The organism is Exiguobacterium chiriqhucha RW-2 (assembly GCF_000416965.1).
In the GTDB taxonomy this organism is placed as follows: domain Bacteria; phylum Bacillota; class Bacilli; order Exiguobacteriales; family Exiguobacteriaceae; genus Exiguobacterium; species Exiguobacterium chiriqhucha.
Genome location: NZ_ATCL01000020.1, coordinates 831,711 through 851,740, shown reverse-complemented (window position 1 = coordinate 851,740; position 20,030 = coordinate 831,711). Strand labels below are relative to the sequence as shown.

22 protein-coding genes are annotated in these 20,030 nt (G+C 53.4%); 20 read left to right on the top strand and 2 right to left on the bottom strand.

The features are described from left to right. The first annotated feature begins 43 nt into the window (after window positions 1-43). The 18 genes from M467_RS28475 to M467_RS28390 all read left to right on the top strand — a co-directional run bounded on the left by M467_RS28475 (window position 44) and on the right by M467_RS28390 (window position 16,770). Window positions 44-595 carry a cob(I)yrinic acid a,c-diamide adenosyltransferase gene (locus M467_RS28475; RefSeq protein WP_021067620.1) on the top strand — a complete coding sequence of 184 codons (552 nt, stop codon included), beginning with the start codon at window positions 44-46 and terminating at the stop codon, window positions 593-595. Between the two features lie 8 nt (window positions 596-603). Next, window positions 604-1,842, top strand: coding sequence for an EF-P 5-aminopentanol modification-associated protein YfmF (yfmF, locus tag M467_RS28470; protein WP_021067619.1), 1,239 nt, complete (start codon window positions 604-606; stop codon window positions 1,840-1,842). After that, window positions 1,839-3,098: an EF-P 5-aminopentanol modification-associated protein YfmH gene (gene yfmH, locus M467_RS28465; protein WP_021067618.1), complete on the top strand. Its 1,260-nt coding sequence runs from the start codon at window positions 1,839-1,841 to the stop codon at window positions 3,096-3,098. The genes yfmF and yfmH overlap by 4 nt, the downstream gene beginning before the upstream one ends. Continuing rightward, complete coding sequence (gene ymfI, locus M467_RS28460; RefSeq protein ID WP_021067617.1) at window positions 3,095-3,790, top strand: elongation factor P 5-aminopentanone reductase; 696 nt, start codon at window positions 3,095-3,097, stop codon at window positions 3,788-3,790. The genes yfmH and ymfI overlap by 4 nt, the downstream gene beginning before the upstream one ends. Before the next feature lie 97 nt (window positions 3,791-3,887). Further along, window positions 3,888-4,664, top strand: a complete 777-nt coding sequence (locus tag M467_RS28455; protein WP_021067616.1) for a YmfK family protein — start codon at window positions 3,888-3,890, stop codon at window positions 4,662-4,664. 27 nt (window positions 4,665-4,691) lie between these two features. After that, window positions 4,692-5,564: a helix-turn-helix domain-containing protein gene (locus tag M467_RS28450; RefSeq protein WP_021067615.1), complete on the top strand. Its 873-nt coding sequence runs from the start codon at window positions 4,692-4,694 to the stop codon at window positions 5,562-5,564. A gap of 31 nt (window positions 5,565-5,595) precedes the next feature. Beyond that, window positions 5,596-6,174, top strand: coding sequence for a CDP-diacylglycerol--glycerol-3-phosphate 3-phosphatidyltransferase (gene pgsA / locus M467_RS28445; protein ID WP_021067614.1), 579 nt, complete (start codon window positions 5,596-5,598; stop codon window positions 6,172-6,174). Window positions 6,175-6,242: 68 nt separating this feature from the next. After that, on the top strand, window positions 6,243-7,469 hold the full coding sequence (locus tag M467_RS28440; RefSeq protein WP_021067613.1) for a competence/damage-inducible protein A: 1,227 nt from the start codon (window positions 6,243-6,245) through the stop codon (window positions 7,467-7,469). 76 nt (window positions 7,470-7,545) lie between these two features. Further along, the gene (gene recA / locus M467_RS28435; protein ID WP_021067612.1) at window positions 7,546-8,595 is read left to right on the top strand and encodes a recombinase RecA; all 1,050 of its coding nucleotides are present in this window, start codon (window positions 7,546-7,548) and stop codon (window positions 8,593-8,595) included. A gap of 187 nt (window positions 8,596-8,782) precedes the next feature. Beyond that, a complete protein-coding gene (rny, locus tag M467_RS28430) occupies window positions 8,783-10,345 on the top strand; it encodes a ribonuclease Y (protein ID WP_029595337.1) in 1,563 nt (520 codons plus the stop codon). A 48-nt stretch (window positions 10,346-10,393) separates the two neighbouring features. Further along, window positions 10,394-11,188: a TIGR00282 family metallophosphoesterase gene (locus tag M467_RS28425; RefSeq protein WP_021067610.1), complete on the top strand. Its 795-nt coding sequence runs from the start codon at window positions 10,394-10,396 to the stop codon at window positions 11,186-11,188. A 26-nt stretch (window positions 11,189-11,214) separates the two neighbouring features. After that, a complete protein-coding gene (locus tag M467_RS28420) occupies window positions 11,215-11,475 on the top strand; it encodes a stage V sporulation protein S (protein WP_012726477.1) in 261 nt (86 codons plus the stop codon). Between the two features lie 169 nt (window positions 11,476-11,644). Continuing rightward, the gene (tdh, locus tag M467_RS28415) at window positions 11,645-12,721 is read left to right on the top strand and encodes an L-threonine 3-dehydrogenase (RefSeq protein ID WP_021067609.1); all 1,077 of its coding nucleotides are present in this window, start codon (window positions 11,645-11,647) and stop codon (window positions 12,719-12,721) included. A gap of 15 nt (window positions 12,722-12,736) precedes the next feature. Then, window positions 12,737-13,918 carry a glycine C-acetyltransferase gene (locus M467_RS28410; protein WP_021067608.1) on the top strand — a complete coding sequence of 394 codons (1,182 nt, stop codon included), beginning with the start codon at window positions 12,737-12,739 and terminating at the stop codon, window positions 13,916-13,918. Window positions 13,919-14,015: 97 nt separating this feature from the next. Continuing rightward, the gene (locus tag M467_RS28405) at window positions 14,016-14,534 is read left to right on the top strand and encodes an RNA polymerase sigma factor (protein WP_021067607.1); all 519 of its coding nucleotides are present in this window, start codon (window positions 14,016-14,018) and stop codon (window positions 14,532-14,534) included. Next, on the top strand, window positions 14,531-15,553 hold the full coding sequence (locus M467_RS28400; protein WP_021067606.1) for a DUF4179 domain-containing protein: 1,023 nt from the start codon (window positions 14,531-14,533) through the stop codon (window positions 15,551-15,553). The genes M467_RS28405 and M467_RS28400 overlap by 4 nt, the downstream gene beginning before the upstream one ends. A 159-nt stretch (window positions 15,554-15,712) precedes the next feature. Beyond that, complete coding sequence (locus tag M467_RS28395; protein ID WP_021067605.1) at window positions 15,713-16,195, top strand: hypothetical protein; 483 nt, start codon at window positions 15,713-15,715, stop codon at window positions 16,193-16,195. A 92-nt stretch (window positions 16,196-16,287) separates the two neighbouring features. Beyond that, on the top strand, window positions 16,288-16,770 hold the full coding sequence (locus M467_RS28390) for a hypothetical protein (protein WP_021067604.1): 483 nt from the start codon (window positions 16,288-16,290) through the stop codon (window positions 16,768-16,770). Window positions 16,771-16,793: 23 nt separating this feature from the next. Here M467_RS28390 and M467_RS28385 read toward each other — a convergent pair whose 3' ends face one another. Further along, on the bottom strand, window positions 16,794-17,342 hold the full coding sequence (locus M467_RS28385) for a DUF4256 domain-containing protein (protein WP_021067603.1): 549 nt from the start codon (window positions 17,340-17,342) through the stop codon (window positions 16,794-16,796). A gap of 89 nt (window positions 17,343-17,431) precedes the next feature. On the opposite strand from M467_RS28385, the gene M467_RS28380 reads away from it, so the two are divergent. Together M467_RS28380 and M467_RS28375 are read left to right on the top strand one after the other, a co-directional pair. Beyond that, on the top strand, window positions 17,432-18,247 hold the full coding sequence (locus M467_RS28380; RefSeq protein ID WP_021067602.1) for a hypothetical protein: 816 nt from the start codon (window positions 17,432-17,434) through the stop codon (window positions 18,245-18,247). Next, window positions 18,237-18,764: a hypothetical protein gene (locus M467_RS28375; protein ID WP_021067601.1), complete on the top strand. Its 528-nt coding sequence runs from the start codon at window positions 18,237-18,239 to the stop codon at window positions 18,762-18,764. Before M467_RS28380 ends, M467_RS28375 begins: the two co-directional genes overlap by 11 nt. A gap of 55 nt (window positions 18,765-18,819) precedes the next feature. On the opposite strand, the gene M467_RS28370 is transcribed toward M467_RS28375, so the two are convergent. Further along, window positions 18,820-19,980 carry an MFS transporter gene (locus M467_RS28370; protein WP_021067600.1) on the bottom strand — a complete coding sequence of 387 codons (1,161 nt, stop codon included), beginning with the start codon at window positions 19,978-19,980 and terminating at the stop codon, window positions 18,820-18,822. Window positions 19,981-20,030: the final 50 nt, after the last annotated feature.

The following is a 20,030-nucleotide window of genomic DNA, read 5'->3' as shown; positions in this document are numbered from 1 at the left end:
GACTCCTATGGGTCACCATTTGTGGCATAAAGGAGGAAATGACATGAAACTGTACACACGAGGCGGGGACAAGGGCGAGACGTCGCTCATTGGTGGACGCGTCTTGAAAGTCCATCCCCACATCCAGGCGATGGGGCTGTTAGATGAGTTGAACAGTCAGATCGGTCTCGCGCTCGCCCATCAGACGGACGAGACGCTCCGGACCCAATTGACACGAATCCAGCACGACTTGTTCGATCTCGGCTCGGAGCTGATGTATAAACAAGACCCGCCGCAACAAGTCGATTTAGTAATCGTCACGGAGCTTGAGACGTGGATTGACGAGCTTGAGGCCAAATGTCCTGAGCTCGTCCGGTTCATTTTGCCGGGAGGCAGTGTCGGAGCGGCAAGCCTGCATGTGGCGCGCACCGTCTGTCGCCGTGTCGAACGAGAACTTGTCAATGTCGATGCAGCCGTCCGTCAACTCCCGTACTACAATCGATTGAGTGATTACTTATTTACTGCGGCCCGTTACGCCAACGTCGTGGCCGGTGTGCCTGATCAAGAGTACGCCCGCGGTGCCGATGTCTTTAAAACGAAAAAGAAGAAGGAGTAGATCCAGTTATGAAAGGAATCGAACAATTTCAACAGCGATTGCACTATTCGGTCTACCCGACCCAAAAATTCAAGACGACGACATGTCTCGTCTCGTTCGCGGCGCCATTGTCGCCTGAGACGATTGCAGCCCGCGCCTTGTTGCCGTATGTGATGGAGAAGGCGACGGAAGCCTATCCGTCGATCGAACTGTTCCATACACCGCTCGAACAACTGTATGACGCAAGCCTGTACGCCGGGGCCTCAAAAGTCGGCAAAGAGCATATCATCCAGTTCCAGCTTGAAGTCGTGAACGATGAACTCGTCGGCGAACCGGTGCTCGCTCAAGCCATCAAACTGCTCGAGGAAGTGCTACTTCGTCCGAACGCCTATGACGGGGCGTTCCAACCGCTCATCGTCGAGCAAGAGGCTCGTCTACAGCGTCAACGGATCGAATCGGTATACGATGACAAGATGCGCTTTGCCCAACAACGTCTACAAGAGCTGCTCGGCGAAGAACTCGCCATCCCATCGCTTGGGACACTTGACCAGTTGGAGCACGTGACACCTCGGACGTTGTTCGAGGCGTATGAAGCGATGATCCGTCACGACCGCGTCGACGTCTATGTCGTCGGGGACGTCAGTCGTGAACAAGTGACGGACGCGTTCGCCCCGCTCGAAGGGCTCGGAGAACGTCTCGTTCGGGAGTATCCCCAGCCGGTCGACCGTGAGTTTCAACGGCTCGAGGAACATCAAGCCATCAATCAGAGCAAGTTGCACCTCGCCTATCAAGTCGACATCGACCCGAGAAGTGAGGACGCCGTCCGGATGCAAGTCGTCAACGGCTTATTCGGCGGCTTCCCGCACTCGAAACTGTTCATGAATGTCCGTGAAAAAGAGAGCTTGGCCTATTACGCGGCCTCGCAGTATAGCTCGCTCAGCCGGATGTTGTTCGTCTACGCCGGAATCGATGCCTCGAACCAGGCCAAGACCGAGGCGATTATCGCCGACCAGCTAGCCGACCTTCAAGCCGGCACGTTCGAGGATGAGACGCTCGAACAGACGAAAGCGATGTTATTCCATCAGCGTCGTCAACTCGGCGACAATCCGCGCCAATTGATCGCTTGGATGAGCGGTTCGGACATCCGTCCGTTCTCGCTCGACGAAGAGATGGCGATTATCGAACGGACGTCGCGTCAAGACGTGGCCGCGCTCGCGAACCGATTGACGCTACAGGCCGTCTATTGTTTAAAGGGGGGAACCGCATGAAACTCGATTTTCCAAACGTCGGAGAGACGCTTCATCATACCGTCCTCGAGAACGGATTGACGGTTTACTTATTGAAAAAGACCGGCTATGAGAAAACGTACGCCACGTTCACGACCAAATACGGGTCGATTGATCGTCGGTTCAAGCTAGAGGACTGGGTCGACGTACCGGACGGGATCGCCCATTTCCTCGAGCATAAGATGTTCGAGAAAGAGGACGGCGACGTGTTCCAACAATTCGGACGCCTCGGTGCGTCGGCGAACGCGTTCACGTCGTTCACCCGGACGGCATATTTGTTCGGTGCGACGTCGAACGTCAGTGAGAACTTGAAGACGTTAATCGACTTCGTCCAAGCGCCGTACTTTACAGAAGCATCGGTCGAAAAAGAGAAAGGCATCATCGGTCAAGAGATTCAGATGTATCAAGACAATCCAGGTTGGAGGCTCTACTTCGGTTTGATTGAGGCGATGTACGCCGAACACCCGGTAAAAATCGATATCGCCGGGACGATCGACTCGATCAGTGCCATCACGGCGGACGATTTGTATCGTTGCCACCAAGCGTTCTATCATCCGAGCAACATGGTGCTGTTCGTCGTCGGGAATATCGACCCGGACGCCATCCTAGCGGAAATCACCGCCAATCAGGCGGCGAAGACGTTCCCACAGCCGCTGTTGACAGCGCGGGAAGAAATCGAGGAGCCGGAGACGGTGCATCTGGCCGAACGCATTATCGAGATGGACGTATCGGTGCCGAAAGTGATGATTGGGTATAAAGACATGCCGCTTGCCGGCAAGGATGGCATGAAGCAAGAGCTCATCGTCGAGCTCCTCATGCATGCCTTGTTCGACACGACGGCACCGCTCTATGCGGAACTGTATGCCGAAGGATTGATTGATGACGCGTTCTCGTTCGACTATACGTCAGAAGAGACGTTCGCCTTCGCCGTCCTGTCGATGGAGACGCCACACGTCGAGACGTTCGTCGATCGGATTACGTCCGCCCTCGAGCGTCCGCTCGAACTCGGCGTCGAGACACTCGATCGCAAGAAGCGCATGATGAAAGGGCAGTTTTTGAAGGCGCTCAACTCACCTGAGTTCATTGCTAACCAGTTCTCACGCTATGCGCTCAGTGGCGGTAATATGTTCGACATCCCTGATCTGCTCGATGCGATTTCACTCGACGATCTGTACGCCGCGTATGACCGTCTATTCCAAGCCGATCAACGGACCGTCTGCATCGTCAAGAAGCCGTGACGACGCTCATCACGGGAGCGAGCGGGGCAATCGGTCGTGCCGTCGCCCTGTCGTTCCGGGACGATGACCTCATCTTGCAGGCGCATACGCAGGCGGAATCGCTCCGTGCGTTCGTCGCGAGCGAAGGACTGACGGCTGACGTCGTCACGTGTGACCTCGATGATGAGGCCGGGCTCGAGGCTTGGCTCGACACACTCGGACCGGTCGACCGCATCATCCACGTCGCCGGCAATCATGCCTACGGGTTGCTCGTCGACCAGTCGCTCCTCGAACTCGATCGGCTGTACCGAATTCATGTCCGCTCGATGGTCCGGCTCGTGCAGCACGTCGTCGGGCAAAAAGCGTACGACCGCCCCCTAGATATCGTCGTCGTCTCGAGCGTCTGGGGTGAGGTCGGTGCGGCCGGGGAAGTCCTCTATTCGACGGTCAAGGCCGCCCAACTCGGATTCGTCAAAGCGTTCGCGCGTGAGGCGGGACCGTTTCATGTCCGTATCAACGCGGTCACACCGGGGTGGATTGACACTCCGATGAATGATACGGTAGAAGAGACGAAACAAACGGCCCGTGAGGAGATTCCGCTCGGCCGGTTAGGCGGACCTGAAGAAGTGGCGGAGACGATTCGTTTCCTCTGCTCCCCGGCTGCAGCCTATATGACCGGTGCCGTGCTTCGTATCGATGGCGGTTGGGTGTGAAACTTTGTCGCCACGACTGAAACGAGTTCTTTTCAATTCTTCTAAAATAATTTAGAATGAACAAGGTAGCGAGCACACATCGGAAAGGGTGGACGAGATGGATCATAAGTTCGAAGAATGGTATCTCGAATATGAACTTTGCCAAAATCGGCCCGGTATCCTGGGGGATATCGCTTCCCTGATGGGGATGCTTCAAATCTCAATCGTGACGATTAACGGCGTCGATCTCCAGCGCCGCGGCATGCTGTTAAAGGCCCCGGCCGCGGATCACGTCCATCGTCTGGAACATATTTTGCGCAAGATGGAAGCCATCGTCGTCATCAAGCTCCGGCGACCGAAGCTTCGCGACCGAATCGCGATTCGACATGGGCGCTACATCGAGCACGACAATGACGACAAGAAGACGTTCAAATTCGTCCGCGAGGACTTAGGTGTCCTCGTCGACTTCGTCGCCGAACTGATGAAAGAAGAACGGCACTTGTTGATCGGGGTGCGCGGCAATCCGCGTGTCGGGAAGACCGAGTCGATTGTTGCGGCGAGCGTCTGTGCGAACAAGCGCTGGCTGTTCCTGTCATCGACGCTCATGAAGCAGACGGTGAGGACCTCGTTGTTCGAAGAAGAACGCGAAGGGGACCACGTCTATATCATCGACGGTGCCGTCTCGACGCGGACGATGGATGAACGCCATCGTCAATTGATTCGAGAAGTCATGCGGTTGCCGTCCGTGAAAGTCATCGAGCATCCGGACCTATACGTGCGCAACACCGATTGCGTGTTCGAAGACTTTGATTACATCATCGAACTGAGGAACTCACAAGATGAGGAGATTATCATTCCTCAAGAGACACATCGTGAGGCAGAATGGTTTGAATAACTACTTGAATGGAAGGTGTGGACCCCTGTGACAGAACTAGGGACTTTTTTGAAACAAAGGCGTGAGGCGAGCGGTTTGACGCTCGACCAAATCCAGCAGACGACGAAGATTCAAAAACGCTATATCATCGCGATCGAGGAAGGTGATTACAAAAATCTCCCTGGCTCGTTCTATGCACGGGCGTTCATTAAAACGTATGCGGAATCGTTAGGACTTGATGTCGATGAACTGTACGAGACGTATGCGAAAGACTTGCCGAAAATCGAGCCGCAACCGACCGTTCAATTATCGCGAAAGCAAACCTATTCGAAAGCGTCCGAGACGTCGAGCCGTGTCTCGCGTTGGGTACCGAAAGTCATGCTCGTGCTCGTCGCGTTCCTGTTGATGACGGCCGTCTATTACGTCGTCCGAAACCTTGATTTCGGCGACCAAAACGCGTCACCGACTGAACAGACGAACTCGGGTGTAACCATTGATCAAAACAAGGACGTGCCGGAAGAAGAGCCGGTCGAAGAAGAACCGCCGGCTGAAGAACCGGTCGAAGAAGAACCGGCAGAAGAGACGGGACCGATTGCGGTCGCGTCGACGAACGGGGCAGACCTCACATATGAGATCGCGACGACCGATAAACTGACGACGGAGATTCATGTGAAAGAGTCGCCGGCGACATATGTCGGTGTTCGGGACACCTCACTCGAGGGAGCGTTCCTCGCTCCGGAATATCCGAACCAATCGAAACAAAACCCGATTGTCATCGAGGACGCGGAGACGGATACGCTTCGCATCCGAATCGGCTTGATCGGTGGGGTCGAGAAAATTGTTGTCAATGGCCGGGAGCTTGAATTAGCCGACTCGCCGGTCACACAAAATATATTTGTAAAGAGAGTCGACGCAGAATAAGTTGACTCTCCTTCTAGAGGAGGAGTTCTCGATGAACCTACCTAACCGTTTGACGATGTTACGGGTGTTGCTCATCCCCGTGTTCGTCGTCTTACTCGCCGTAGATTTTGATTGGGGAGACATCGCTTTCCTCGGGGCGGACGTACCGCTCCATCAATTCATCGCCGCGGTCATCTTTACGATTGCCGCTATCACTGACTGGCTTGACGGGCATCTCGCCCGGAAGCACAACTTGGTCACCAACTTTGGGAAATTCATGGATCCGCTCGCTGACAAACTACTCGTCACGGCGGCACTTGTCCTGCTCGTCGAGATGGATCTCGTCGCGGCATGGGTCGTCGTCGTCATTCTCTCGCGTGAGTTCGCGGTGACGGGACTTCGTCTCGTGGCGGCCGATGAAGGAATCGTCGTCGCGGCCGGGAAGTCGGGCAAAGCGAAGACATGGGTCCAACTCTTTGCCATCATCTTCCTGCTGTTCGGCAACCCGATTTTCAGCTATGTCGGCATCCCGTTCGGCGAATGGGCCATGTGGCTCGCTCTCGTCTTGACGATTTACTCAGGGGCCGAATATTTCGCACAAAACTATAAGATCATTGTAAAGTCGATGTAACCATCGGCATAGACGAGTTGTTCAGCTTGGCCGAACAGCTCGTTTTTTTATTGGGAGGAGGAATTTGGATGAAACGCACCGAAATCATTGCGGTAGGCTCTGAACTGCTCTTAGGGGAAATCACGAACACGAACGCCCGTTACTTATCAGAACAGCTATCGAAATATGGGTTGTCCGTGCTGTATCATGTAGTCGTCGGAGATAATCAGGAACGTTTGCGAGCGACATTCGAACAAGCGCGATCACGAAGTGAATTCGTCATCGTCACTGGCGGCCTTGGGCCGACGGCGGATGATATCACGAAGACGACACTCGCCGAGGTGCTCGGTCGTCCACTCATCCGTGACGAGGCATCGCTCGAGACGATCCATCGTTTCGTCGCCTCGCGCGGACGCGAGCCGAACGAAGGGGACGCGCGGCAAGCCGATGTCTTAACCGGGGCCGAAGTGCTCACTAACCCGGTCGGTCTCGCGCCCGGGATGTGGATCGAGGACGAACCGACATGGCTGTTGTTACCGGGTGTCCCGTGGGAGATGAAAGCGATCGTCGACGCCACGTTCCCAGAAAAATTCGGCGGGATGACCATCGTCTCTGAATCGTTGCGCTTTTATGAAATCGGTGAGTCGGCGCTCGACGCGGCCGTCGTCGATTTGATGACCGGGTCGAACCCAACGGTCGCCCCGTACGCCGAGTCGGGCGAGGCACGACTGCGCATCAGCGCCCGCGCCGATACTGAGACCGTGGCGCGGGAGATGATTGAACGGGTCAAACAGGATATTTTGGCGCGGGTCGGTCACTATTACTTCGGTTCAGACGAGGATACGCTCGCCGCACGGCTGATTCACGAGTTACAAGCGCGCAAGGCGACGCTGTCGATTGCCGAGTCGCTCACGGGCGGTCAAGCCCAAGCGATGCTCACGGCCGTTCCAGGAGCATCCTCGGTGTTCAAGGGCGGAGTCGTCACGTACTCCGACGAGCTAAAAAATAGGTTTTTAGGGGTGTCCCTTGATACAATTGATTCACACTCGGTCGTCTCAAAAGAAGTCGCCTTTGAAATGATCCTCGGTCTGACTCGTCAGACCGGAACGGATTATGGGCTGGCGTTCACCGGCGAGGCCGGTCCGACGTCAAATTCGGGTCAGCCGGTCGGAAAAGTGTTCATCGGCATCCGGTCACCGGACGGGATTGACGTGATCGAACGTGATTACCCGCATCAAGAGCGGCATGTCATTCAAGCCCGGGCTACGAAAGACGGAATGTGGGCGCTCCTGCAACAAATGAAAAAAGGCGAATAAACGTTCGCAAAAAACTTGTGTATCGTCTTCGCTTCGCTTATAATGAAAGTATCAATCAAAGGAGGCTCATTAATCTATGAGTGATCGTAAACAAGCGTTAGAAATGGCATTACGCCAAATTGAGAAACAATTCGGTAAAGGCTCAATCATGCGCCTCGGTGAAAATACAGATCAGCAAGTTTCGGTGACCCCGTCAGGCTCAATCGCCCTCGACATCGCCCTCGGTGCAGGTGGTTATCCACGTGGTCGTGTCATCGAAGTGTACGGACCTGAATCGTCAGGTAAGACGACGGTGGCGCTTCATGCTATCGCTGAAGTTCAAAAGCGCGGCGGACAAGCTGCCTTCGTCGACGCCGAGCACGCGCTCGACCCGAAATACGCACAAAACTTGGGCGTCAACATCGATGAGTTGCTCTTATCACAACCGGATACAGGGGAACAAGCCCTTGAGATCGCGGAAGCCCTCGTCCGCTCTGGTGCGGTCGATATCCTCGTCGTCGACTCGGTTGCGGCACTCGTTCCGAAAGCCGAGATTGAAGGGGAGATGGGAGACTCACACGTCGGTCTTCAAGCCCGCCTCATGAGCCAAGCGCTCCGTAAATTGTCTGGTGCGACGAACAAGTCGAAGACAATCGTCATCTTCATCAACCAAATCCGTGAGAAAATCGGAATCATGTTCGGTAACCCGGAAACGACACCTGGTGGTCGTGCCCTCAAGTTCTATTCGTCGGTCCGTCTCGAAGTCCGTCGTGCTGAAACGCTCAAACAAGGCCAAGACATGGTCGGGAACCGGACGAAAATCAAAGTCGTCAAAAACAAGATCGCGCCACCGTTCAAGACGGCAGAAGTCGATATCATGTACGGCGAAGGAATCTCGCGCGAAGGCGAGCTCATCGACATCGGGGCCGACCTCGATATCGTTCAAAAGAGCGGCGCGTGGTACTCGTACAACGAGGAGCGTCTCGGTCAAGGCCGTGAGAACGCGAAGCAGTATATGAAAGAGAACCCGTCGGTGGCCGCATCGGTCGAAGAACGGATTCGCGACCACTACGGTCTCAACGGTGAAAAGACGGTCACAGTCGAAGCTGACAACGATGACGTCCTCTCACTTTTAGACGAAGAGTAAGTAACGTTTCTCGCCTGACATGGTTCAGGCGAGATTTTTTTAGTATAATTTTTTTGATGAATTGGTAGTTCTATCCTGTCCGTGCATTGCATTCTAACAGGTAAATAAGTACAATAAAGCTATACGCGGGCTCGCTCGCGTTTTCATTCATGAAAAAATAAAATAACCTTGCGAAAGGGAGGTGAACATGATGGAATGGCTATTAGAGCTTATTCTGATCCTCCTTTTGCCGATAGCTTTTGTTGCAGGTTTTTTTGTGCGTAAATCGATCGCCGAAGCGAAGATTCAAGGTGCCGAGACGGAAGCGACCAAGATTGTAGAGCAAGCGCGACAACAATCGGAAGCGATGCAAAAAGAAGCACGGCTTGAAGTAAAAGAAGAGATGATTCAACTTCGCAATGAAACCGAACAAGAATTGCGCGAACGACGTGAAGAGCAGAAAGTGAAAGAAAATCGTTTCGTCCAAAAGGAAGAGCTTCTCGACCGGAAAGCAGACATGCTTGAACGGAAAGAAGACGCGTTGGATGAACGTGAGGCTGCACTCGCGAAACGGAAGCGTGAAGCGGAAACGCTCGAGAGCAAAGTGGAGGAATTATATGAGGAGGCACGCCAAGAACTAGTACGCGTGGCAGCCTTGTCGAAAGAAGAAGCACGGACCATCATCATGGACGAAGCGAAGCAGGAAGCGCTTCACGATGCTGCTCTCCTTCAAAAAGAAATCGAGCAAAAAGCAAAATTAGAAGCTGATAAAAAAGCGAAACACCTCTTGTCTCTCACGATGCAACGTTATGCGGCCGAACACGTCGCCGAGACGACCGTATCAGTCGTCAACTTGCCGAGTGATGAGATGAAAGGGCGGATTATCGGACGTGAAGGACGTAACATCCGCACGCTCGAGACACTCACCGGCATCGATCTCATCATCGATGACACGCCGGAAGCGGTCATCCTGTCTGGATTTGACCCGGTCCGTCGTGAAATCGCCAAGATGACGCTCGAAAAACTCGTTCAAGACGGTCGGATCCATCCGGCCCGTATTGAAGAGATGGTCGAGAAATCACGTCGTGAAGTCGATGAACGCATCCGTGAATACGGAGAAGAAGCGACATTCTCAGCCGGCATCCACGGCGTCCACCCGGACCTCGTCAAGACGCTCGGTCGAATGCGTTACCGGACGAGTTACGGTCAAAACGTGCTCGCCCACTCGGTCGAAGTGGCCCACCTCGCCGGCATGATGGCCGCCGAGCTCGGGGAAGACGTCACGCTCGCCAAGCGAGCGGGTCTCCTCCACGATATCGGGAAAGCCATCGACCACGAAGTCGAAGGCAGCCACGTCGAGATTGGTGTCGAGCTCGCCACGAAGTACAAAGAGCATCCGGTCGTCATCAACTCGATCGCCTCGCACCATGGGGACGTCGAAGCGACATCGACGATTGCGGTTCTCGTCGCAGCGGCTGACGCCTTGTCAGCGGCGCGTCCAGGAGCCCGTCAAGAGACGCTCGAAAGCTATATCCGACGCCTTGAGCGCCTCGAAGCGATCTGTGAGTCGTTCGAAGGAGTCGAGAAGTCATATGCCATCCAAGCGGGACGTGAAGTCCGGATCATCGTCCGCCCAGACGTCGTCGATGACGTCGTGGCGAACAAGATGGCCCGCGACATCTGTAAACGGATCGAAGATGAGCTTGACTATCCAGGCCAAATCAAAGTGACGGTCATTCGCGAAACGCGTGCCGTCGATTATGCGAAGTAACAAGAGCGGAGACATTCTCCGCTTTTTCTATTGGAGGAGGACAAGACTATGAAAATCTTATTTATCGGCGACGTGGTCGGAAAACCAGGTCGCGACATCTTGAGCGCCCAAATTGGACGCTTAAAAAGCAAATATAGCCCGACGTTCATGCTCGTCAACGGTGAAAACGCAGCCAACGGACGCGGTATCACAAAAAAAATCTATCAACAATTTCTCGAGCTTGGATTCCACGGCGTGACGATGGGGAATCATACTTGGGACAACCGTGACATCTTTGACTGGATTGATGATGCCGACCGCATCGTCCGCCCGGCCAACTATCCTGCCGGTACGCCCGGTGTCGGGATGATGGTGTTGAAACAAGGCGGGAAGAAGCTCGCCGTCATCAACGCGATGGGGACGGTGTTCCTGCCGTCGCTCGACTGTCCGTTCCGCACCGTCGACGCGCTCGTCGAAGAGATTCGCGGCGAGGTCGATGCGATTTTCGTCGACATGCACGCCGAGGCGACAAGTGAGAAGATTGCGATGGGGTATCATCTTGACGGACGCGTCCAAGCCGTCGTCGGCACCCATACGCACGTCCAGACGGCTGACAACCGCATCCTACAAAACGGTACGGCGTACATCACCGACGTCGGGATGACGGGTCCGCTCGACGGGGTGCTCGGCATGGATGCCGAGGTCGTCTTAAGAAAATTCATCACCCAGCTCCCGGTCCGGTTTGAAGTTGCCGAGGGACGGGAACAACTAAATGGAGTTTTAATCACAATCGATGACCAATCGAAACGAGCCACGAAAATCGAACGCATACACCTAGATGATCAGACCGTATGGTTTGATTGAACAACCTACCCGAGGGGGAAACAAGAATGGACGTACTCAAAGTTTCGGCAAAATCGAATCCTAACTCCGTGGCGGGTGCACTCGCTGGCGTACTTCGTGAAAAAGGAACGTGTGAGATTCAAGCAATCGGCGCTGGAGCGCTCAATCAATCCATCAAAGCGGTCGCGATCGCGCGTGGTTTCGTCGCGCCGAGCGGGCTGGATTTGATTTGCATCCCGGCGTTCACCGATATTATGATTGACGGAGAAGAACGAACGGCAATCAAGCTCATCATCGAACCAAGATGAGCTTGCGGTCGGGACATAGGTCCTATTCTTGTAAGAGAAGCCATCGGCGCGGATGGCTTCTCTTTTTTGTCTGGAAAATCGACGTTCTATCTTCTCAGGTTCGTCATTTTATGACAAGATGAAAGAGAACGTGAAGTTCGATTAAGAGATGAAGAGGGGGACGTTTTCAATGGAACAGCTCGTGTCTACGACAGAGAAGGAAGCAACGACACCTGTGATGAAAGCGATTCAAAAACATACGGCCGGATTCGGGGCCCAATTGGTCGAAGTGCCAATCCCGACACCAGGAGCCGGGGAAGTGTTAATCAAAGTGAAAGCGACATCGATTTGCGGGACCGATGTCCACATTTATGAGTGGGACGACTGGGCAAAGAGCCGGGTCAAACCGCCATACGTGTTCGGTCACGAGTTCGCGGGGGAAGTCGTGGCGCTCGGGGAAGGAACGAAACGCATCCAAATCGGACAGACCGTATCGGCCGAGACGCATATCGTCTGTCACCAATGTAAACAGTGTTTGCGCGGGCAGTATCACATCTGTAAGAACACGAAAATCATCGGTGTCGACACGCAAGGCTGTTTCGCTGAATACGTCGTCATGCCCGAAGAGAACTTGTGGGTCAATCCAGAGTCGATGCCGGCCAAGCTCGCCTCGATTCAAGAGCCGCTCGGAAACGCCGTTCACACGGTGCTCGCGAGTGACGTGTCGGCCAAGTCGGTCGCTATCGTCGGCTGCGGCCCGATTGGCCTCATGGCTGTAGGAGTCGCCAAGGCGGCCGGTGCAAGCCGCGTCTATGCGATTGACGTCAATCCATATCGGTTGAAGCTCGCCGAGGAGATGGGGGCGGATGTCGTCATCAATAGCCTCGAACAAAATCCGCTCGAGCTGATCATGGATCAGACCGATGGGGACGGCATCGATGTCGTCTGTGAGATGAGCGGGCATCCGGTCGCCATCGACCAGGCGTTCAAGATGGTCACGGCCGGCGGGGACGTCAATGTGTTGTCACTCCCAGCCAAGCCGGTCGCAATCGACTTGACGCGTGACGTCGTCTTCAAAGGGGTGCGTGTACAAGGCATCACCGGACGTAAGATGTATGAGACGTGGGGTCAAGTGTCGACGCTACTCGCGACAGGTCAATTGAACGTTGAACCGATTATCACGCACGTGTTCAAGCTCGAGGAGTTCGAGCAAGGTTTCGAGCTCATGCGGGCCGGGAAGTGCGGTAAAGTGGTCTTATTACCATAAACAGGGGGAATCGATATGGCATTTGAACATATTACAGAAGCAGTCAATGAAATGAAACAAGCGGGCACGTTCCGCTCACTCGTGCCGCTCGAGTCGGCGCAAGCGAACGAAGTCACGATCGACGGCAAATCGCTCGTCCAGTTGTCTTCGAACAACTATCTCGGGCTTGCCAACCATCCGCGCTTGAAACGAGCGGCGATTGAAGCGGTCGAACAGTTCGGCGCCGGCACAGGCTCGGTCCGGACGATTGCCGGGACGTTCGAGATGCACGAGGCGTTCGAACGCGAGCTCGCCGAGTTCAAGCATACGGAAGCGGCGCTCGTGTTCCAGTCGGGCTTCGCGACGAACCTCGGCGTCTTGTCGGCACTGCTCGGTCCGGAAGACGTCGTCATCAGTGACGCGCTCAACCATGCCTCGATTATCGATGGCATCCGGTTGACGAAAGCGGCTCGCCGCATTTACAAGCACGTCGACCTGGCCGATTTAGAGGCGGCGTTGAAAGAGACGCAAGACTACCGCACACGTCTCATCGTCACGGACGGCGTCTTCTCGATGGACGGCAATATCGCGCCGCTCCCAGAAATCGTCGAGCTCGCCGAGAAGTATGATGCGGCGGTCATGGTCGACGACGCCCACGCCTCGGGCGTGCTCGGGAAGAACGGTCGCGGCACGGTCAACCACTTCGGGCTCGACGGACGGGTCGCAATCCAAGTCGGGACGCTATCGAAAGCGATTGGTGTCCTCGGCGGCTACGTCGCCTGCTCGAACGACATCCGTGACTTCTTGATTCAAAAGGGACGTCCGTTCTTGTTCTCGACGTCACACCCGCCAGCGGTCGTCGCGGCGAACCGTGAGGCGATCCGTGTCATGAAAGAGGAGGAAGAGCTGTTCGACAAGTTATGGGCGAACACCGAGTTCTTCAAGACGGGTCTTCGTGACCTCGGCTTTGATATTGGCCATGCGACGACACCGATCACGCCGGTCATGCTCGGCGAAGAGACGCTTGCGCACACATTCTCGGATAAGCTGAAAGACCACGGCGTGTTCGCACAGAGCATCGCTTTCCCGACGGTCGAGAAAGGCAAGGCCCGGATTCGGACGATCGTGACGGCGGAACATACGCGCGACGACCTCGAACGCGCGCTCGCTGCCTTCAAGGCGGTCGCGGAAGAACTGAACGTCACGCTTCACGCATAAGCTTGAAACTGCAGACGACTCGTCTGCAGTTTTTTCATGCAACGAAACGCGAGGCTGTCGACTCTAATGTATGACAAAGAAAAAGGGGGTCGACCGGATGGAACAACGAAGACGCCTCGTCAAGCGGGCGCAAAAGGGCGATGAAGAGGCGTTCATCACCTTGATGCAACACTATGAGTCGACTCTCTATGGCGGCGCACTACGCATGTTGCGCCATGAAGCAGATGTCGCCGACGTGATGCAAGAGACGGTGCTCCTCGCCTATACGAAACTGCACACGTTGCGTGACGCTGAATTTCTGCATACGTGGTTGTACCGAATCATGCTGAATGAATGTCATCGTCTCATCCGCAAGCGAGAGCGAGAGACAAACGTGAACGGCATCATCAAAGAAACGGCGGTGAACGATGCGTATCACCTTGAACTCGACGAGGCGATTCACGCTCTTGCCCCGATGTATCGCGAAGTCGTCACGTTGCGCTATGTGATGGAACTGACGACCCGTGAGATTGCAGACGTGCTTGGCACGCCGGAAGGAACAATCAAAGCAAGGTTATCGCGGGCGAGAGAACAGTTGAAGCAGACGTACTATCGACAGGAGCGTGAATCGGTATGAATGAAGAGTTCGACAAGCGATTGACACAATTACATAATGAAACCAATCTATCGAGCGGGGCGCGCCAGGCGTTCGATGCCGGCTATGCCCGCGTCAGGGAACAGGCGAACCGGGCGCGTCGGAGACGCCGGCGCCGTGTCGGCGGGGTGGTCATGATGGCGGCCGCGACGTTGCTCGTGTTCATACTGGCGTTTGACGGTTCAGCGCTTGCCGCCATCGATCGTTTATTTAAGTTCGGAGACCGTGGCATCGACCAAGTCGTGTTGACGAACGGAGGAGAGCGACCGGTCGCGACCACCACAGATCAAGACGTTCACATCAAGTTAGAGCGGGTCATCGCCGACCGCCATCAACTCGCGCTCCGTTTCGTCCTGACAAAAGAGGAAATACCATGGAAAGACGTCACGGATCTGAGTCTCGACTATCGTGTTCGTAGTGCGGACGGATCGTATGTCGACGAGATGGTATCGGATACGTTGCCGTTGAAGGGGGACGGTGGAATGCGTGGCCATCAAGTGAACGTGATGGTCGATGAGAGCGGATCACTCGTATATGAAGTGTTGAGCGAGGCGGGCGACAAAGACATTCCGTCACTGGAAGGAGCGACGATTGAGATTGAGACGGTTCGGCTGTTCCGTGACGGGGAGACCGATACAATCAACGGTGACTGGCGTTTACCGATTGAACAGGTGACGATGCAAGCCGCGATCCGTTATGAAGCTGACGACGCCGTCTCCCCGCTTGAAGTCGGGAATGTGGTTGTCGACCTGACATCGATGCGAATCGAGCTTACCGTCAACGGGGATGATTACGATGAGAACTATTTTATCGACCACGTGAAGCTACGTGATGCGGATGGGAACGTGTACAACATTGAATCTGGATATAGTCGATCGGTCAGTGCCGGAAAAACAAATCTGGTGTTCCAAGTGCCGTTCACGTCACGAGATGCCGGTCCAGAACTGATGCTGATTGTGGAAGGCATTGGTCAAGTAAAGCTTCAACCCGTTAATAAGTGACTTGCAGCATGCCTGATTCAGGTATGCTGTTTTAGTTTGAAAATTTTGGTAGACATTTAGGTGGAATGACTCTAAAATTTGAAAAGGTAAACCAAATGATTAACGTTTATATTATTTCAACTACCGAATTTATTATATAAAAGAAAGGGCGACGCGACGATGATGCAAGCCTCACATTTAGTGATGGGCGTAACCCTGTCCGCGGAAACATTCTCCATCTTGACGATTTCACCGCCGTTCATCATCAACGTCATCTTCAGTGCTGTGGCTTTGGTTGTCGTGATTTGTTCCCGAAGCAAGAGCTGGAAAGGCCGATTGCTCAATACTGTTGTAACAATATGGTCGCTGTTCTTCATTTCGATGTACGTATTTGCCTGGTATGTGCGAGTAAAATACAATATCACGCCGGACTTTGCGGCCTCGTTTGCGCCCGGTCCATTTCCAGGATGGAAAGAATTGTTGGCACAAAGTATGGAGGAGCCAGATGTCACTGGGAATGCGATCACATATGCTGCTTTTCTGTTTCTGACGCGAAAATACAATGACTGGTACATGTGGCCGGTAAAAGTCGTCTTCATTTTCTTTGTAAGTCTCTTTTTCATCAAATACATCCCGGTCGTGGTCAACTGGTTGTTCATGTAATCACAATGAATGGATTAACGAGGTAGCTGTCATCATACGATTGATAGCGAGGCGATGACGGCCTAATATTTAGATAATAGTGAGGATTTAATATGATTGACGACACTAGTATTGTGATGGGAGCCCTTTGGACGGCAGAAGAGTTTTCTGTCCTAACGATTTCTCCAGCTTTTATCATTCAGGTTATTTTTGCAATTGGAGCTTTGTTCGTTGTGTTTTATCTCGATGCGGAGTCATGGAAAGAGTTTTTGGCGTTTTTAGTGATGACGATTGTCGCTTCGTTCTTTGTCTCTCTGTATGCGATGGCGTGGTATGTACGCATCAAATATGATACATCACCGGATTTCACGGCATCGTTTGGTCTGGATTCCTTCCTTGGGTGGGGAGCTTTCTTAAATCAAATGATAAACGGACCGAACGTCACACAGCATGCGCTGCTTCATGCCGTCATTCTGTTCTGGATGCGTAAAGACAATGTCTGGTATATGTGGTTTCTAAAAGTACCCTCGCTCTTTTTCGTAAGCCTCTTCTTTATCAAATATGTTCCCGTTGTCTTCAACTGGCTTGTTACATAAAAAAGCAAGGCACGTAGCCTTGCTTAGAGGATGAACATGCCGCGGAATCCACGGGCCGCATAATAGGAGTCGGCTCCGTTATGATAGACGAAGATGTGGTCATAGCGGCGGTCGCAGAACAAGGCGCCGCCTTTTTGGCGGATTGCTTCCGGGGTTAAAATCCAACTCGACGTCTTCAAGTCAAACGTGCCGAGCGTCTGCAGATGACGATACGTTGCTTCATCGAGTAGCTCAATGCCTATCTCTTCAGCCAACGCGACGGCGCTCCCGTCCGGCTTATTCTTCTTCCGCGCCGCGAGCGCCTGCTCGTCGTAACAAAGGCTGCGTCGTCCGCTCGGGGTTTCCGATGAGCAGTCGCAAAAAGTGAGGTCACCGTCTGGAAGTTGAATCACATCAGGTTCGCCACCGGTCCGCTCCATCTCGGCAAGCACGACGAGTTTCCGCTCGTCAGCTTGGAGACGCTTCAATACGTCAGGCCAAGCGGTATCGGCATGTCGTTCCGGATGGGTGATAAAGCGCGCTTCAAGAGTGTTCAATAATTCGGTTGTTTCTTCGTGTGAAAGGATGGACATCATTAATCACTCCATTCCAAGGTTTCTTTCAGTATACGACATCACTTGTGATTGATTCAGCACGCCGTTCATGGAAAGGGGAATGCCAAGTGAATTTCGATGCCTTAGATGTTCAGCATCTACATGCGCAGACGTTCCAGACGATTGATTTGTTCTTGCTCAAGTCCATTTGGTCAGACGTTTTGCCGCTCGGTTCGTATCGCGTGATTGACTATGGTGTGCTAGATATGGAACTTGCCAAACCACAATTACTTCAGCTTCGATGGATTGATTTGACGTTACCGTTCGGCATCTATTCGAATGAACAGCTCGTGTTTTTGTATGACCCGTATCATCGGAAGCTACATACAGAAAAAGTTGTTCCCATTGAGCTAGCAACACACGATGTTTTGTTTCTCGATTTTATATTGGCGCATAGCGGGACGTTTCATGACCCTGATTCGTATTCATTAAAAATGGAACATGCTTACGGCCTCTCACCGTACAGCCAATGGAAAGAGCTCGGTTTACCGAAAGTGAAAGCCCCTGCGGCATTCATTGCGGACTTATTCATCGCACTCGGTGTCACTTCATTCCAAGTCGTCTTATCCAAAAATAAATTGTTATCTCATCTTGAGTCTTGGGCGAAGCGGACCGGAAGCGATCATACAATTGAATCTAGTGGAAAATGGACGTGGTCGAAGACGTATAAGGTAAGCTGTGATGTCTCCCGACAACCAGTGCAAGCTGTTCATCAACTTGAGTCACTCTTGGAACATTATGAAGAGTGGGAAGGGTTCCGATTTTTAATCCCAACCGAAACCGGAATCGTCTCGTTGTTCATCGGAGGCGATTTGACAGAAGGATATGGATTTGGAGTATTTCAATATGAACATAATGGAGAGGTGGTTTCCAATGAGATTTGAAGATTTGTTCTTGTATGACGGGATGATGGAGGTGTTTGCTTTTAATTATGATATTGGTCCAAAGCACCTGACGTTCCAGCTTCAACTTCTCGACCATCGCAAGAACCAGAACGCCTCGTTCCGCGAGCGGCTCGAGGCGAATGGGATTCCTCCGCAAAGCGAGATGTTGAACGTGAAGCTCCGCTTTGAAGACATTATCTACTTGGAAGTCATCGATGAATCGTATGCCGATGGGGTGGTGATCACGCCTCATGACCAGTTTGAAGGACATCAAATCATACGTTACATGAGATCAGGCTATCTCGAGCAACTCCAAGAAACACGTTTCCAATTGTGGGAGTACATCAAACCGGACGTCGCTACATTTTGCCACTATCGGATATACGGATTGGACACGGTCCTCGAAATCATCACGATGTCGGACCCGACTGTCGAGGCGGCAATCGGATTGAATTGTATCCGTCGCAGCAGCCCGAGTTACTATTTTGGAGGCAAGCATTATTACGAGCAATCGTAAGAAGCACTCATATCAGCAAACAGGCGCCTTCTCTGACCGAGAAGGCGCCATCTTGTTATGCAGATTGAACCACATCTTCCGTCAAATCGATTTGTCGACCGAGCCAGACGAGCGGAACGGTCAACGCTGCGCCAATCAAATAGACGATGGCGATTGGCAATCCGTCCGCGAGCATTCCGAACGTCAGGCTGCCGATGCTGAAGGCGAGAGTGTAGGCCGTCTGTTGGACGCTATATACGTAAGGAAGTTGCGAGGGTGATGTCGTTTCTTGGAGCACCGTGTTCGTTTGAATAATACGGAGCTGGGTGGCGTATCCTTGAACCGCGAGCGCGATGAGCGCGAACACGATATGGGACGTCACCCCGAACAATAAGGCCGCCCCGACCGACAGGATGGAGCTGACGGCGAGGGGGCTGTTGCGCTTTGCACGATACAGGTAAGCGCTGGCCAGAATCATGCTGACCAAGAAGCTCGCGTTCATCGTGCCCCACCAGCCCGTATCGATGTGGAGGTGGCGTTCCAGATAGACGAGCAAGAGCGCCGAGATCCAGAGCGTGCTGACGAACGACTCGAACGTGACGAACACCGTGATTAACCTGGCGAAAGGAGCAGTGCACACGAAGGCGAGGCTGTCCTTAAGCGATATGTCTGATTCGCCATCTTCTACTGTCACGTCGCGGTCGAGCGAACGGACGAATTGAAACGTGACGATCGTCGAAATCATGAACAATATCAACGCAATAGTAAGAGCGAGTGCGCTCGAGAAGGAAGCGACGACCATTGTGCCGAGCGGCCACATCGCCAGCTGGATGAACTGGTTCGATCCTTGGACGAGACTGTTCGCTTGTTGACGATTCGTCGTCAGCCGCGGGATGAACGACGCTTGGACCGGTCGGGCGAATCCGTCGAAGAAGGCGATGAGCACGACGAGTCCGAGGACGAGAATCGACTCCGACCAGATGACGGCCCCGAGCAAGACCGTCTTCAACAGTTGCGTGACGAGCAACGTCTGACCGAGGGTGAACCGAGACAAGACGCGGGCAAAGAACAGACCGCTCACGGTCATGCCGATCGTGACGGCAATCGGGAAACTGGCGGCGGCCAGAGCGGAACCGGTCTGTTGATATAACAAAGCGATCAAGGCGACAATATAGAGAACGTCGCCGATATTGGCCAGCCATTGACTGACCAGCAGCAGGTAAAACGACTTCATCATGACTCTCCTCCAGAACTATTCAATTTTGGGTGGATGACATGATGTCGAAT